At 70.5% G+C, this 12,411-nt stretch carries 17 protein-coding genes; 7 read left to right on the forward strand and 10 right to left on the reverse strand.

Going from position 1 to position 12,411, the window contains the following annotated elements:
• The first annotated feature begins 34 nt into the window (after positions 1–34).
• The gene (locus E1293_RS36470; RefSeq protein WP_132202923.1) at positions 35–955 is read left to right on the forward strand and encodes an NADP-dependent oxidoreductase; all 921 of its coding nucleotides are present in this window, start codon (positions 35–37) and stop codon (positions 953–955) included.
• A gap of 73 nt (positions 956–1,028) precedes the next feature.
• Here the strand turns inward: E1293_RS36470 and E1293_RS36475 are convergent, their stop codons facing one another.
• The 3 genes from E1293_RS36475 to E1293_RS36485 form a co-directional block, all read right to left on the reverse strand.
• Positions 1,029–1,835, reverse strand: coding sequence for a hypothetical protein (locus tag E1293_RS36475; RefSeq protein WP_132202925.1), 807 nt, complete (start codon positions 1,833–1,835; stop codon positions 1,029–1,031).
• Between the two features lie 129 nt (positions 1,836–1,964).
• Positions 1,965–2,714, reverse strand: a complete 750-nt coding sequence (locus E1293_RS36480) for an SDR family NAD(P)-dependent oxidoreductase (protein ID WP_132202927.1) — start codon at positions 2,712–2,714, stop codon at positions 1,965–1,967.
• A 185-nt stretch (positions 2,715–2,899) separates the two neighbouring features.
• Positions 2,900–5,581 carry an ATP-binding protein gene (locus tag E1293_RS36485; RefSeq protein ID WP_132202949.1) on the reverse strand — a complete coding sequence of 894 codons (2,682 nt, stop codon included), beginning with the start codon at positions 5,579–5,581 and terminating at the stop codon, positions 2,900–2,902.
• A gap of 46 nt (positions 5,582–5,627) precedes the next feature.
• Here E1293_RS36485 and E1293_RS36490 point away from each other — a divergent pair, with 46 nt between their 5' ends.
• The 3 genes from E1293_RS36490 (at position 5,628) to E1293_RS36500 (ending at position 7,118) form a co-directional block, all read left to right on the forward strand.
• Positions 5,628–5,873, forward strand: coding sequence for a hypothetical protein (locus E1293_RS36490; protein ID WP_132202929.1), 246 nt, complete (start codon positions 5,628–5,630; stop codon positions 5,871–5,873).
• The gene (locus E1293_RS36495; RefSeq protein ID WP_132202931.1) at positions 5,870–6,304 is read left to right on the forward strand and encodes an SRPBCC family protein; all 435 of its coding nucleotides are present in this window, start codon (positions 5,870–5,872) and stop codon (positions 6,302–6,304) included. Before E1293_RS36490 ends, E1293_RS36495 begins: the two co-directional genes overlap by 4 nt.
• A gap of 160 nt (positions 6,305–6,464) precedes the next feature.
• On the forward strand, positions 6,465–7,118 hold the full coding sequence (locus E1293_RS36500) for a formylglycine-generating enzyme family protein (RefSeq protein WP_132202951.1): 654 nt from the start codon (positions 6,465–6,467) through the stop codon (positions 7,116–7,118).
• 59 nt (positions 7,119–7,177) lie between these two features.
• Here the strand turns inward: E1293_RS36500 and E1293_RS36505 are convergent, their stop codons facing one another.
• Genes E1293_RS36505 through E1293_RS49815 form a run of 4 tightly spaced genes read right to left on the reverse strand, consistent with a single transcriptional unit; the run spans position 7,178 to position 8,624 of the window.
• Positions 7,178–7,354, reverse strand: a complete 177-nt coding sequence (locus tag E1293_RS36505; RefSeq protein WP_132202933.1) for a DUF397 domain-containing protein — start codon at positions 7,352–7,354, stop codon at positions 7,178–7,180.
• Between the two features lie 54 nt (positions 7,355–7,408).
• On the reverse strand, positions 7,409–7,639 hold the full coding sequence (locus E1293_RS36510) for a DUF397 domain-containing protein (RefSeq protein ID WP_341770236.1): 231 nt from the start codon (positions 7,637–7,639) through the stop codon (positions 7,409–7,411).
• Positions 7,640–7,674: 35 nt separating this feature from the next.
• Positions 7,675–7,854: a DUF397 domain-containing protein gene (locus tag E1293_RS49810; protein ID WP_243717074.1), complete on the reverse strand. Its 180-nt coding sequence runs from the start codon at positions 7,852–7,854 to the stop codon at positions 7,675–7,677.
• Complete coding sequence (locus E1293_RS49815; RefSeq protein WP_132202939.1) at positions 7,842–8,624, reverse strand: helix-turn-helix domain-containing protein; 783 nt, start codon at positions 8,622–8,624, stop codon at positions 7,842–7,844. Before E1293_RS49815 ends, E1293_RS49810 begins: the two co-directional genes overlap by 13 nt.
• A gap of 134 nt (positions 8,625–8,758) precedes the next feature.
• Between E1293_RS49815 and E1293_RS36525 the strand changes: the two genes are divergently transcribed.
• The 3 genes from E1293_RS36525 to E1293_RS36535 are packed head-to-tail and all read left to right on the forward strand — an operon-like array spanning position 8,759 to position 9,813.
• Positions 8,759–9,148, forward strand: a complete 390-nt coding sequence (locus E1293_RS36525; protein ID WP_165978552.1) for an ATP-binding protein — start codon at positions 8,759–8,761, stop codon at positions 9,146–9,148.
• Positions 9,145–9,345, forward strand: coding sequence for a hypothetical protein (locus tag E1293_RS36530; RefSeq protein ID WP_132202943.1), 201 nt, complete (start codon positions 9,145–9,147; stop codon positions 9,343–9,345). The genes E1293_RS36525 and E1293_RS36530 overlap by 4 nt, the downstream gene beginning before the upstream one ends.
• A gap of 9 nt (positions 9,346–9,354) precedes the next feature.
• Positions 9,355–9,813, forward strand: a complete 459-nt coding sequence (locus E1293_RS36535; protein ID WP_132202945.1) for an SRPBCC family protein — start codon at positions 9,355–9,357, stop codon at positions 9,811–9,813.
• Here E1293_RS36535 and E1293_RS36540 read toward each other — a convergent pair.
• Genes E1293_RS36540 through E1293_RS36550 form a run of 3 tightly spaced genes read right to left on the reverse strand, consistent with a single transcriptional unit; the run spans position 9,810 to position 12,390 of the window.
• Positions 9,810–10,688: an ROK family protein gene (locus tag E1293_RS36540; RefSeq protein WP_132202947.1), complete on the reverse strand. Its 879-nt coding sequence runs from the start codon at positions 10,686–10,688 to the stop codon at positions 9,810–9,812. The two genes, E1293_RS36535 and E1293_RS36540, sit on opposite strands and share 4 nt — an antisense overlap.
• Entirely contained in the window at positions 10,685–11,521 is an 837-nt protein-coding gene (locus tag E1293_RS36545; protein ID WP_243717076.1) for a carbohydrate ABC transporter permease, read from the reverse strand. The genes E1293_RS36540 and E1293_RS36545 overlap by 4 nt, the downstream gene beginning before the upstream one ends.
• On the reverse strand, positions 11,518–12,390 hold the full coding sequence (locus E1293_RS36550) for a carbohydrate ABC transporter permease (RefSeq protein ID WP_132202955.1): 873 nt from the start codon (positions 12,388–12,390) through the stop codon (positions 11,518–11,520). The genes E1293_RS36545 and E1293_RS36550 overlap by 4 nt, the downstream gene beginning before the upstream one ends.
• Between the last annotated feature and the right edge of the window lie 21 nt (positions 12,391–12,411).

The raw sequence follows: 12,411 nt of genomic DNA on the forward strand, positions 1-12,411 counted from the left end.
GTTTAGGGGGTGGGCGGCGAGGGAGGGTGAGGGCATGCGTGCCGCTGCTTATGACTCGTTCGCCGATGACAACTCGCGTCTCCAGGTGAGGGACGTCCCGGATCCGAAGGTGGGGCCGGGGCAGGTGCTGATCGAGGTGCGCGCGGCCGGGGTCAACCCCGTCGACTGGAAGGTCATGACCGGCGGGCTGGACGGGATGATGGACGCGGTCTTCCCCGTCATCCCCGGGTGGGACGTCGCCGGTGTCGTGCGTGCGGTGGGCCCTGACACGCCGGAGTTCGGTCCGGGTGACGAGGTCATGTCCTATGCCCGCAAGGACGTCGTCGGCGCCGGGACGTTCGCGCAGTACGTCGCGGTTTCGGCGGACCATGTGGCGCGCAGGCCCGCGTCCCTCGACTGGCATCAGGCGGGCGGGCTGCCGCTGGCCGGGATGACCGCGCAGCGCGCCCTCGACCGGCTGGACGTCGGGCCGGACGACGTGCTGCTCGTCCACGCCGCCTCCGGCGGGGTGGGGAGCTTCGCGGTCCAGATCGGCCGGGACCGCGGCGTGCGCGTCATCGGCACCGCGTCCGAGAAGAACCATGACTACCTGCGGGAACTCGGTGCCGAGCCGGTCTCCTACGGGGACGGGCTGGTGGGCCGTGTCAAGGAACTCGCGCCCGAGGGGGTGACGGCGCTCGCCGACTTCGCGGGCGGCCAGCTCGATACGACCCTCGCCGTCCTGCGGCCCGGCGGACGGCATGTCTCCGTCGCCGACAACACCGTGGACGAGCACGGCGGCCACTGGATCTGGGTCCGGCCGAGCGGCGCCAAGCTCGCCGACCTCGCCGCCATGGCCGACCGCGGCGCGCTCAAGGTCGAGGTCGCCGGCACGTACCCGCTGGACGAGGTGGGCGCGGCGTTCGACGCCAGCCGCGGCGGGCACACCCGCGGGAAGCTGGTCATCACCCCCTGACCCGGCGGCCTGCCCTCATGCCAAGATCATCGGCTGCGAGTCGCCACGTCCACGACCTCTGTGGTCAGTACGGCTAGACCTTGCGCGCCAGCCCCGCCCGCGCGGCCTTCTCCTGCCGCTCGGCTCCGGCCTGCTGCCGCGCCCTCTCCTGCACGGACCAGTTCGCGGGCTGCGTGAACATCAGCTCACCCGTGTCCGGGACGAGGATCACCCCGCCGAAGGGCTCGTCCCCCGCGAACCACACCCCGCGGGCGATCTCCTGCGGCCACTGGTCCGAGAACAGCGGTTCGCGCGCCGCCATCCGCGGCGACCCTTCCGCGCCCAGGGTCAGCGAACGCCGCCCGAGGCTTTGCAGGTTCGACTTCTGCACCGGCGACCGGAACTCGAAGTCGTAGACCTTGAGGACCCGGGCGCTTCTCCACGACCAGCCGATCTGGGGGAGCCAGAATCTCGTCCCTAGCGAGAGCAACATCAGCCCCACGCCGATGAACGGGTTGAGATAGCCGATTCCCAGTAGGAGCGGCAGGACCGTCATCGCGACGCCGGGCACCACGATCAGCAGGTAACGCCGGGTCAGGACCGTGTAGTGGTGTTTCACCGGCCCCTGCCGGTCGCTGCCGTCCGTGGCGAACGGCACGCCGCCGCCTCCGAACGGCCTGCGCAATACGAGATGCACCGCGAGGAGCACCACGGTGACCAGGCCGAGCAGCCCGGGGATCGCGAACCAGAAAAAGGTGTCACTGTAGATCGACAGGACGAGTCCGTAGGAGACGGCGAAGACCGCCGCGAGCAGCGCCGCCTTCCGCGGCGTGCCGCGGCCGCCGGTGCCGGTCCGCGGTTCGCCGTCGGTCCGGCCGGGTGCAACCGAGGGCTCCGGCATGCCGCCCCTTCCCCTTTGTCCGAGATCGCGTGGGCGTCCAAGCTAGGGGGACTCACCGGTCGATGGCCACCCCCGGCCACCCCGCCCGGCCGGTTCACCGGGGGCGGGGTCGCCGGGGCGCCGGCTCCGTCAGTCGACCAGGGCGCCGGCGGAGATGTTGACCTGGGTCGAGGTCAGGGTGGCGGCGTGGTCGGAGGCCAGGAAGGCGGCGACGCGGCTGACGTCGGTGAGGGTCGCGGCGCGCTTGGTGAGGGTGGCGTCCGTGATCTGCTGCTTGATCGGGTCCATCTGCGGCCCGTCCGGCATGGAGTCGGTGACGCCGCCGGACCGCATCGACAGGACGCGGACGGAGTGCGGGCCCAGCTCGCACGCCCACTGGCGGCGCATCGCCTCGACCATGTCGCAGCCGATCTGCATGCTGCCGAGCCCCGGCATGCGGTTCGCGCTGTCGGAGCCGCCGAAGTGCAGGATCACGCCGGAGCCCTGCTTGACCATGTGCCGGGCGGCGGCCTGCGTGGTCAGCAGGAACGTGCGGGCGATCTTCTCCATGGAGCGGGCGAAGTCGTCCGCCGACATCTCGATCATGGGACCGAACAGGACGTCGTGCGAGATGACGTTGACCGCGATGTCGACGCTGCCGGCGGTCTCCACGACGGAGTCGACCCAGCCGTTGACGGCGTCCGCGTCCAGGGCGTCCACGAGGGCCGTCTCGGCGAGGCCGCCCGCGTCCCGGATCTGGTCGGCCGCGGCGTCGAGCTTGGCCGGGGTGCGGCCGGCGAGGAACACGCGGGCGCCCTCGGCGGCGAAGCCGCGCGCCATGGCGCCGCCGATCGATCCGCCACCGCCGAAGATGACCGCGGTCTTGTTCTCCAGAAGCATGTTGTTCTCCGTCCGTTTCGAAGGTGCCCCTGACGCTAGGCGCGCGGCCGGACGGCCCGCATCGGTCGCCGCACGGGTGTTGAACGGTGCAGGTCAGATGAGGAAACGCGGGCCCGGACGAGGTCTGGGCGATGGCCGCCGACCGGCACCTGGGGGAGCGGCTAAGTCATGTGTCCGATACGCCGTCATGCTTCCGATATCAGGCGGGCCAGTTCCATGCGGCGGGTGACGCCGATCTTCGGATACGCCTTGTAGAGGTGGTGCCCGACCGTGCGGGGGCTCAGGTAGAGCTGCGCGGCGATCTCGCGGTTGCTGAGCCCGGCGGCGGCCAGCCGCACCACCTGGAGCTCCTGCGGGGTGAGCCGTTTCAGCGGGTCGGTGTCCCCGGCGCTGGCCGCCGGACGGTCGCCGAGGACCTCCAGCTCGGAGCGGGCGCGCTCGGCCCAGCCGGTGGCGCCGAGCCGGGCGAACGCGTCCCGCGCGGCGGTCAGCTCGTCCCGCGCCTCGGTGCGGCGGCGGCGCCGGCGCAGCCATTCGCCGTAGAGCAGCCGGGTCCGCGCGGCGTCGTAGGCGCGGTCGCCGTGCAGGGTCAGCGCGGCCTGGTAGTGCTCGCCCGCTCCGTCGCCGTCGGCCAGGAGGGCGCGGCACCGGGTCAGCAGCGCCGTGCTGGACGTGGCCGCCGCCCACGCCTCGAACGCCGGAAGGTGGGTGCGCGCCAGGTCCGGGCGTCCGGCCCGCACCGCGGCCTCGGCGTGGTCCGGGACGGCGCGGATCAGCACGTCGTGCCGGGCCGGGCCGGAGCACACCGCGTCCAGCCGTTCCAGGGCGGCGTCGGCCTGCCCGTCGGCGAGGTCGTGCAGGGCGAGGCCCCAGGACGCCAGCGCGGCGTTGGTCGGGTGGACGCCCGCGTGCGCGAGGACGTCCGGTGCCATGGCGCGGCTGCGCTCCGCGTCCGACTCCAGCCGGACGGCGACCCCCTTCAACGCGGTGACCTGCATGTCCATGCCGATGTCGGCGGCCAGCGACAGGCCCTCCGCCGTCGCCGCGTCCGCGCCGCGCAGGTCGCCGAGCAGGACCCGCCCGATCGCGAGGGCCTCCAGGATGTACGGGAGCCAGCCGAGCGCGCCCTCGGCCCTGGCGTCCGCGGCCATGCGTTCCAGCAGTTCCGTCGCGGCGCGGTCGTCGGCCACGTGCAGCCCGATGAAACCGCCGATGAGGCGCTCGATGACGTCCGCGACCTCGCCGGTCTGCGCGGCCTTGAAGAAGGCGCGCATCGCCGGCACGGTTCCCGGCCTGCCGTCCCACAGCCGCCCGTAGGCGATCAGGCCCGCGGTCACCGGCGCCTTCGCCGCGCCCGCGGGCAGCCGCACCCGCTGGAGCAGCTCGACGCTCTGCCGCACCAGGTCGTCGGCGCCGGCGTCCCGGGCCGACCACATGGCCTCGGTCAGCATGGACACCGCCTGCTCGGGGTCGCTCCCGACGATGAGCGCCGCGCCCCGCAGCGCGAGCTCCGCGTCGGCGGCCGGCGAGACGCGCTCGTAGGCGACCTGGGCGCGGATGAACGTGGCCTCGGCGACGACGCCGTCCTGCCCGGACAGCTGCTCGGCCTCGGCGGCGAGACGGGTGGCCTGGTCGGGGCGGCCCGCGTCGTAGGAGGCCCGCGCCGCGTGGACGAGCCGGCGGGCCTTGCCCTCCGGTCCGGTGCTGAGCCGCGCCGCCCGCTCGTAGGCGGCGGCGACGGCGGCCGTCCCGCCGCGCTGCCCGGCGCGGTGCGCGACCCGTTCCAGCTCGGCGGCGACGTCCTCGTCGGGGCCGGTCGCGGCCGCCGCCAGGTGCCAGGCCCGGCGGTCGGCGTGCGCGTCGCCGTCGAGGACACGGGCCAGCGCGCCGTGGACGTCGATCCGCCGGTGGTGGGCGGCGTCCTGGTAGGTGACGGCGCGGATGAGCGGATGCCGGAACCGCACCTCCTCGCCGTCGAGGACGACGAGCCCGGCATCCTCGGCGGGTTCCAGATCGGCGGGGCCGAGCCCGAGCGCGTCCCCCGCGCGCAGGACGATGCCGAGGTCGGCGGTGGCGTCGGCGGCGACGACCAGGAGCAGCCGGCGGGTGGCGTCCGGCAGCTCGGCCAGGCGGCGGCGGAAGTTCTCCTGCACCTTGCCGCCGACCGGCAGCGGCCCGGCCGGCCGGGCGGGCCGCGATTCCAGGGCGTCCGCCAGCTCGATGAGCGCGAGCGGGTTGCCGGCGGCCTCGTCCAGCAGCCGTTCCCGCACCGGGACGGTCAGCCCCGGCGCGTGCGCCGCCACGAGCTCCCTGGCGGTGGCGCGGTCGAGGCCGGCCAGCCGCAGGACGTCGAGCCCCCGGTCGGGGAAGGGCCGCACGCCGTCCCGCACCGTGAAGATCATGGAGATGGGGTCGGCGCCGAGCCGCCGGGCGGCGAACAGCAGCGCGTCCAGCGAGGCGTTGTCGAGCCACTGCGCGTCGTCGACCAGGCACACCAGCGGCCGGTCGGCGGCCAGCTCGGACAGCAGCGTGAGGGTGGCCGCGCCGATCAGGAACCGGTCGCCCGCCGGCCCGGCGGACAGCCCGAACGCCGACCGCAGCGCCGCCGCCTGCTGCCCCGGCAGCGCGTCGAACCGGTCGCCGTACGGATGCAGCATCAGGTGCAGCCCGCCGAACGCCAGCTCGCTCTCGGACTCGACGCCCGCGCCGCGGATGAGCCGCATGTCCCCGGCGTCCGCCGCGATCTGCTTCAGCAGGGTGGTCTTGCCGATCCCCGCCTCACCCTGGATCACCACCGCGCCGCTTCGGCCGGAACGCGCGTCCCGGAGCAGCCCGGCGAGGTAGTCCCTCTCACGATCCCGCCCCATGAGCACGCGAGAACAGTACAGCGCGCGCTGGTGTTATGTTGGTAACATGGTAACAGTCGATCGGGTGCAGACCGGGTTGCGGATCGAACGCGACGTGCTCAAGGTCCTCAAAGCTCTCGCCGAATACCTTGACCTGTCGCTGGGCGATCTGGTCGAGGGCATCGCCCTGCACGCCTTCGAGGGAAAGGCCCCCTTCACGCCGGAGACCCTGGCCAAGATCGGCCAGCTCAAGGACGTCTACGGCCTGACCCTGACCGCGGCGGACGCGCACACCCTGGACGAGAAGCGATGAGCGCGGCCCGGCACCGGCTGACCGGCCGCCTCACCGTCGCGCTCCCGCCCGACGAGGCGTTCCGCTTGTTCACCGCGCGCGGCGAGCAAGCCTGGGTGCCGCGATGGGAGCCCCATTTCCCCGCCGCCGTGACCGACGACGCCGAACCCGGAACGGTCTTCCAGACCCACGCCCACGACGAGACCACCACCTGGATCGTCGTAGACAGCACCCCGGGACGACACATCCGCTACGCCCGCGTAACCCCGAACACCAGCGCAGGCACGGTGACCGTCACCCTGACCGAGTCCGGCGACCACACCGAGGTGGCGGTCACCTACGAACTGACCGCCCTAACCGAAACCGCCGCCGACGACCTGAGCCGCTTCGCCGACGACTACCCGACCTTCCTCACGACCTGGCAGACCGCCATCGCCGAAGCCTCGTCCTGAATGATCGTTTCAGCGCAAGGTGCGGCCGGGCGGGACGTTCCCGCTCCGATAGTGGGCTACTCAGGGTGACCGCGTGGCGCCGGCTGTGAGACTGGACCGAGGCCGGGGTCCGGCCCCGCCGATAGCCTGGCCCGTTGTGGACGCGGGAGCAGGAAACGAGATGGTCGCCGTCCCGCCGGGGCGGGTGATGCTGTCGGACCGGCGGACGCGGAGCAGTTGGCCGGTCGAGGTCGCGTCGTTTCAGCTGGCGGCGTTCCCGGTCACGCAGTCGTGGTACGCACAGGTCACCGGTCAGCGGCCGAGTAGCGCCCAAGGCGACCGGCTGCCCGTAGAGGGCGTTTCGTGGCGGGACGCGATCCAGTTCTGCAACGCGTTGTCCCAGCATGTGAGGTTGACGCCCGCCTATCGCATCCATGCCGGCACTGAGACGGCCGAATGGGACGCCTCCGCGGACGGGTACCGGCTGCCGACCGAGGCCGAATGGGAGCATGCCTGCCGAGCGGGTACCACCGGCCCGCGGTACGGCCGACTCGACGAGGTCGCTTGGTACCAGGGCAACTCGGCTGGGCAGATCCACCCTGTGGGCGGCAAGCGGCCTAACGCTTGGGGCCTGTACGACATGCTGGGCAATGTCTGGGATTGGTGCTGGGACGTCTACGACGCCGAGGTTTACGGCGCCTACCGCGTCCTCCGGGGAGGGGGATGGGCCGACGAGCACTGGAGTTGCCGGGCGTCGGTGCGGCGGCGCAGCCACCCGACCTTCCGGATCGACGACGTGGGATTCCGCATCGCGCGCTCCACGCCGCCTGGATGACCAAACCGCGTCCGGACAGCGTGGGCGCCCGGCCCGACGCCTGCGGGCCGGCCCATCCGCTAACGCTTGAGGTCGTTGAGGATGGTGTGGAAGGTGCGGGGGGTGAGGAGGAGCCGGGGGCCGTTGGGGTCTTTGGAGTCCCGGACGCCGACGGCGCTGGGGAACCGCGCTACTTCTACGCACGCGCCGCCTTGGTCGCCGCTCTGCTGTGCCTTCCGCCATGTGATGACGTCCACTGAACAGCCGCCTTTCCTCGGAGCTTGCGGGAGTCGTTCAAAGCGGGGTGTGGGTTAGCGCTTGAGGTTGGTCAGGAGGGTGCGGAAGGCGTGGGGCGTGAGGGTCAGGTGCCCGGCGGCTGGATTCTTGCTGTCGCGGACGCCGACTCCGTTGGGGACGTGGGCGAGTTCCACACAGGCGTCGCCTTGGTCGCCGCTTCGCTCAGACTTCCGCCACTTGACCGGCTCCACTGGATGACCGCCTTTCGAATGACTTCGATGGCCTTGTCTGTGCCTGGTGGGCACGCCCGGCCCTGGGGGAGGGGCCGGGCGTGGTGGGGCTAGTGCTTGAGGTCGTTGAGGATGGTGTCGAAGGCGTGGGGGGTGAGGAGGAGCCGGGGGCCGTTGGGGTCTTTGGAATCGCGGACGGCCACGGCTTCGGGGAGCCGTGCCACTTCCACGCACGCGCCACCTTGGCCGTCGCTCTGCCGTGCCTTGCGCCACTTGGTCACGTCGTCCACTGCACAACCGCCTTCCGTAGGAACTCGCGGGAGTCGTCCACGCTCAAGGCGCGCGCCTGCAACGCCGAGAAAGCGCCGACCATGTGCAAGATATCCTCTCGGTCGTCCGTTGTGAGGCCGCCCCTGGCCGCAGGCATGTGGAGCAGTTCGTCGCCGCTCGGCTGGGTGGCGAGGTTGAAAGGGCCCTCCAGCCCCCGGTAGTAGCCGGTGGGGGCAATTTGAAGGGTGACGTTGCTCCATTCGGAGACGGTCAGCAGGTGTTCGCACTGCTCGCGCATGATTTCGGGGCTGCCCATGCACGTCCACAGGACGTTTTCGAGCAGGACGATGCTGAGCATGGGCGGGTTGTCGCGTTGCAGGAGCTCTTGGCGGCGGAGGCGTGCTTCGATGGCGGTCTCGTCCTGGAGGAGGGCTCGGACGTAGGCCGGGGTTTGGAACAGGCCGTAGACGAACATCGTCTCGAAGGCGCGCAGTAAGGACGCGGTGCCTTCGGCCAGGGGGTAGTCGGCGAACCAGGGCGGGTATCGGCTGGACTTGAGGATGTCGTCCCAGGCGTCCTCCATTTCGGTGCCGCTGCCTAGGGCCTTGTCGAGTTCGATGGCGAACTCTCTCGTGCAGCGGGTGGTTCCGGTCTCCACTTGGCCGATGTAGCTGCGGGTGACCGGTATCCGTTTTGCCAGTTCGAGTCGGGAAAGTCCGGCATCTTCGCGCAGGCCGGCCAGCGCGATGCCGAAATTGATCGTCTGGCGGGTGGGCTTGCGTGACGGCATGGGAGCGTTCACCTTCCGGGGGACTTGCAAGTGGATGCAAGTGGTCTCGCTGCGCTGCCGCGCTTTGCTGTCGATATTACGCCATGTGGTCAATCCTTTGCGGTAAGTCACGAACGACACGCGGAGGTGATCGGATGGGCGAGCCGGCGACGATTGTGATCAAGGCGGATGTGGAGGCCGTCAGGGAGGCTCGGGAGTTCGTCGGCCTGGTATTCGGCGGGTGGGGGCTTGCCGATTACGTCGCCAGGACGGTGGTCAGTGAGCTGGCGACCAACGCGATCAGGCACGGATCCAGGGAGGGCGATCCGGTGGTCGTCCGGGCCTATCGGCGGGAGGACGGAGTCGCCGTCGTCGAGACCTGGGATCGGTCGGACACACCGCCCGTGGTGCGACCGGTCGACCACACCGCCGAGAGCGGGCGGGGGCTGCTGCTCATGGAGGCGCTTGTCCTGCGGTGGGGGACCAGGCGGTTGAGCGAGGGTGGCAAGGTCGTCTGGGTCGAGATCGAGCCGGTGCCCGCGTGAGCGACGGAATCCTGCTGCTGTTCCTGCGGCAGATCTTTCCGGAGTGGTCGATCATGCGGGGCGCGGACGGTGTCTGGCGCGCCGGCGGTCACGTGCTGATCTGGGCCTCGTCGGTCGATGGGCTGATGGACGCGCTCGCTGCCGCGGTGCCCGATGCGGCCGAACGTGTCAGATGCTTCTTCTCGGACGGGTCGTAGGGTGGGCGCATGTATTCGACGCGGGTTTCTCGACTTGTGCGAGCGCGGCCTTCGACTGTCTATCGGGCGCTCATCGACGCGGACGCGATTGCGAAATGGCGCGTACCCGAAGGCATGGCCAGCCACGTACATGAGTTCGAGGGGCGCGAAGGCGGATCGTTCCGGATTTCGCTGACTTACGACGCGCCGACCGGGACCGGAAAGTCGTCCGCGCACACCGACACCTATCACGGGCGTTTCGTGAAGCTCGTGCCGGACGAGTTGGTGGTCGAGGTGCTCGAGTTCGAGACCGGCGACCCTGATCTGCGGGGTGAGATCACGATGACCACGACGCTCACCGAGGTGGAAGGTGGGACTGAGGTGCTCATCGTGCACGACGGAATGCCCGACAGTGTGCCTGCCGCCGACAACGAGCTCGGGACGCGGATGTCGTTGGACAATCTCGCGAAGCTTGTCGAGTCGGACTAGTTCAGAAGGCGCTGGGCCAGGATCGCGGCGCCTTTCACGGCCGCCTGGTCGTCCAGTTCCGTGGGGCGTATGCGGGGTGGGTCGCGGAACTTCAGGCGGGACGCGAGGCGGGATTCCAATGGGTTGAGGAGTGCTTCGCCTGCCTGGGCCAGGCCGCCGCCTATGACCAGGAGGCCCGGGTCCAGCAGGAGGGTCGTGGCGGCTAGGCCGTCCGCGAGGGTGTCCAGGGCCTCCGACCAGACCCGGGCGGCTCGTTCGTCGTCTCTCGCGGCGCGGGCTATCACCTCTTCGGCCGGAACGGACTCGCCGTAGCGGCGGGAAATTGCTGCGGCGGACGCGTAGGTCTCCAGGCAGCCCCGGTTTCCGCACGCGCAGTCCTCGCCGTCCGGACGCACCACTACGTGCCCGATCTCGCCGCTCCAGCCGACGACGCCCGGATAGGGGGCGCCGTTCAGGATCAGAGCGGCGGCTATGCCCGTGCCGATGGCCATGAAGACGAAGTCGCCGGCGTCGCGTCCGGCGCCGAGGACGGCTTCGGCAAGGCCGCCCGTGCGGACGTCGTGGCCGATCGCGGCGGGAATGCCGAGGCGTTCGGTCACCAGGTGCAGCATCGGGACGTCCCGCCAGCCGAGGTTGGCGGAATGGACGGCGACGCCCGTCCGCTCGTCCACGATTCCGGGGACGGCGATGCCGATCGCGCGGGCGGGAACACCCAGGGAATCGGCGTGTGCGCAAAGGTGGGCGGCGAAGTCCAGGATGCCGCCCACCGGGTCGGAACGGTCGGTGGGCCATGACTCCGTCGCCAGCGCTTCGAAGTCCTTGGTGATGGCGGCCTTCATCGAGGTGCCGCCGACGTCCAGGCCGATCAGGGTCATTTGACCGAGCCTGCGGTGAGGCCGCCGATCAGGTAGCGCTCGATGAAGACGAACAGGATGACGACGGGCACGATCGCGATCAGCGACGTGGCGAAAAGGTACTGCCAGTGCGCCTGGTACTGGGTCACGAACGACGGGATGCCGACCGTGAGCGGGCGGCGGTCCGGGGACGCGGTGACCGTCAGCGCGACGATGTACTCGTTCCACGCCGCGATGAACGTGTAGACGACCGCGGTGACCACGCCCGGCATGGAGATGGGCAGGGTGACGCGGGTGAGGGCGCCAATGCGGCCTGCGCCGTCCAGGAAGGCGGCCTCCTCCAGCTCTTTCGGGATGCTGGAGAAGTAGCCGTGCAGGATCCAGATGCAGAACGGCAGATTGAACGCGGCGTTCACCAGGATCAGCGACAGCAGGGTGTCGGTCAGGTCGAGGGCGACCATTTCCCGGTAGATGCCGATGACGAGCGCGGTCGGCGCGAACATCTGCGTTACGAGGACGAGGAGCAGGAACGCGCCCCGGCCGCGGAAACGGTTGCGGGCCGTGTAGTAGGCGGCGGGCATCGCGCACGCGAGGGTGACCAGGGTGGCGACGGCCGCGACGGTGAGAGAGACCCGCAGGTACGTCCAGACGGGCGCGGCCGACCAGACGTCCACGAAGTTCGACCACGTCCAGTGCGAGGGCAGGTAGGTGCCCGGGGACTTGGTCAGCTCTTTCTCGGGTTTCAGGGCGGTGACGAACATCTGCAGGTAGGGCAGCAGGAACGCCAGCGCGACCAGCCAGCCGACGCCCGTGAGGACGATCCGGCGCGTCATCGACCCCTTCGCTTTGGTCATCGGACCTCCTCCCGCCACTTGGCGGCACGCAGGTAGAGCAGCACCATCACGAGGATCAGGATGAAGTTCACGACCGCCATCGCGCCGGACTCGCCGACGTTCTGGTCGTAGAAGGCCAGTTTGTACATGAATGTGGTGGTGGTGTCCGTCTTGTTGCCGGGGCCGCCGCCGGTCATCGCCCAGATGATCGGGAAGCTGTTGAACACGTTGATCACGTTGATGATCGAGGCGATCAGCACGGCGGGCCGCAGCAGCGGCAGGGTGATGCCGAAGTAGGTGCGGAACGGGCCGGCGCCGTCCACCCGGGCCGCCTCGTACACGTCGGCGGGGATGGTCTGGAGTCCGGCGAGGATGACGAACGAGGTGAACGGCAGCGACACGAACACCGCGACCCACATCATCCAGAACATCGCCTGGGTGGGGTGGGCCAGCCAGTTCACCGGCTCGTCGATCAGGTGCAGGTCGAGCAGGACGCGGTTGACCAGGCCGGAGTAGTTGTCCAGCATCCACTTCCAGATCAGCGCCGTCATCAGCACCGACGCCGCCCACGGGACGACGACGGCCCAGCGGACGACGCGGCGTCCCGGGAAGCGGGCGTTCAGCAGCTGGCCGAGGGCCAGCGACAGCACCATCGTGATGACGACGATGCCGCCGACCCACAGCAGCGTCCGCAGCACGACGGGGATCAGGGAGTCCTCGTCGAACAGGTCGGTGTAGTTGCCGCCGCCGCGGTACCCGAGCGTGACACCGGACGAGCTGATGTCCTGCAGCGACGTCCGGACCATCTCGATCACGGGCCACAGCACCACGACCGCGATGAGCACGAGGGACGGGCCGAGCCACAGCAGCGGCGCCAGCGCGCGCCCGATCCGGCGCGGGAGGGAGGGGCG

Source organism: Actinomadura darangshiensis, from assembly GCF_004349235.1.
GTDB lineage: Bacteria > Actinomycetota > Actinomycetes > Streptosporangiales > Streptosporangiaceae > Spirillospora > Spirillospora darangshiensis.

Coding starts and splice junctions, on each gene's coding strand:
- E1293_RS36470 (WP_132202923.1), top strand. CDS start 35: ATGCGTGCCGCTGCTTATGACTCGTTCGCCGATGACAACTCGCGTCTC.
- E1293_RS36475 (WP_132202925.1), bottom strand. CDS start 1,835: ATGCCGGAGCCCTCGGTTGCACCCGGCCGGACCGACGGCGAACCGCGG.
- E1293_RS36480 (WP_132202927.1), bottom strand. CDS start 2,714: ATGCTTCTGGAGAACAAGACCGCGGTCATCTTCGGCGGTGGCGGATCG.
- E1293_RS36485 (WP_132202949.1), bottom strand. CDS start 5,581: ATGGGGCGGGATCGTGAGAGGGACTACCTCGCCGGGCTGCTCCGGGAC.
- E1293_RS36490 (WP_132202929.1), top strand. CDS start 5,628: ATGGTAACAGTCGATCGGGTGCAGACCGGGTTGCGGATCGAACGCGAC.
- E1293_RS36495 (WP_132202931.1), top strand. CDS start 5,870: ATGAGCGCGGCCCGGCACCGGCTGACCGGCCGCCTCACCGTCGCGCTC.
- E1293_RS36500 (WP_132202951.1), top strand. CDS start 6,465: ATGGTCGCCGTCCCGCCGGGGCGGGTGATGCTGTCGGACCGGCGGACG.
- E1293_RS49815 (WP_132202939.1), bottom strand. CDS start 8,624: ATGCCGTCACGCAAGCCCACCCGCCAGACGATCAATTTCGGCATCGCG.
- E1293_RS36525 (WP_165978552.1), top strand. CDS start 8,759: ATGGGCGAGCCGGCGACGATTGTGATCAAGGCGGATGTGGAGGCCGTC.
- E1293_RS36535 (WP_132202945.1), top strand. CDS start 9,355: ATGTATTCGACGCGGGTTTCTCGACTTGTGCGAGCGCGGCCTTCGACT.
- E1293_RS36540 (WP_132202947.1), bottom strand. CDS start 10,688: ATGACCCTGATCGGCCTGGACGTCGGCGGCACCTCGATGAAGGCCGCC.
- E1293_RS36545 (WP_243717076.1), bottom strand. CDS start 11,521: ATGACCAAAGCGAAGGGGTCGATGACGCGCCGGATCGTCCTCACGGGC.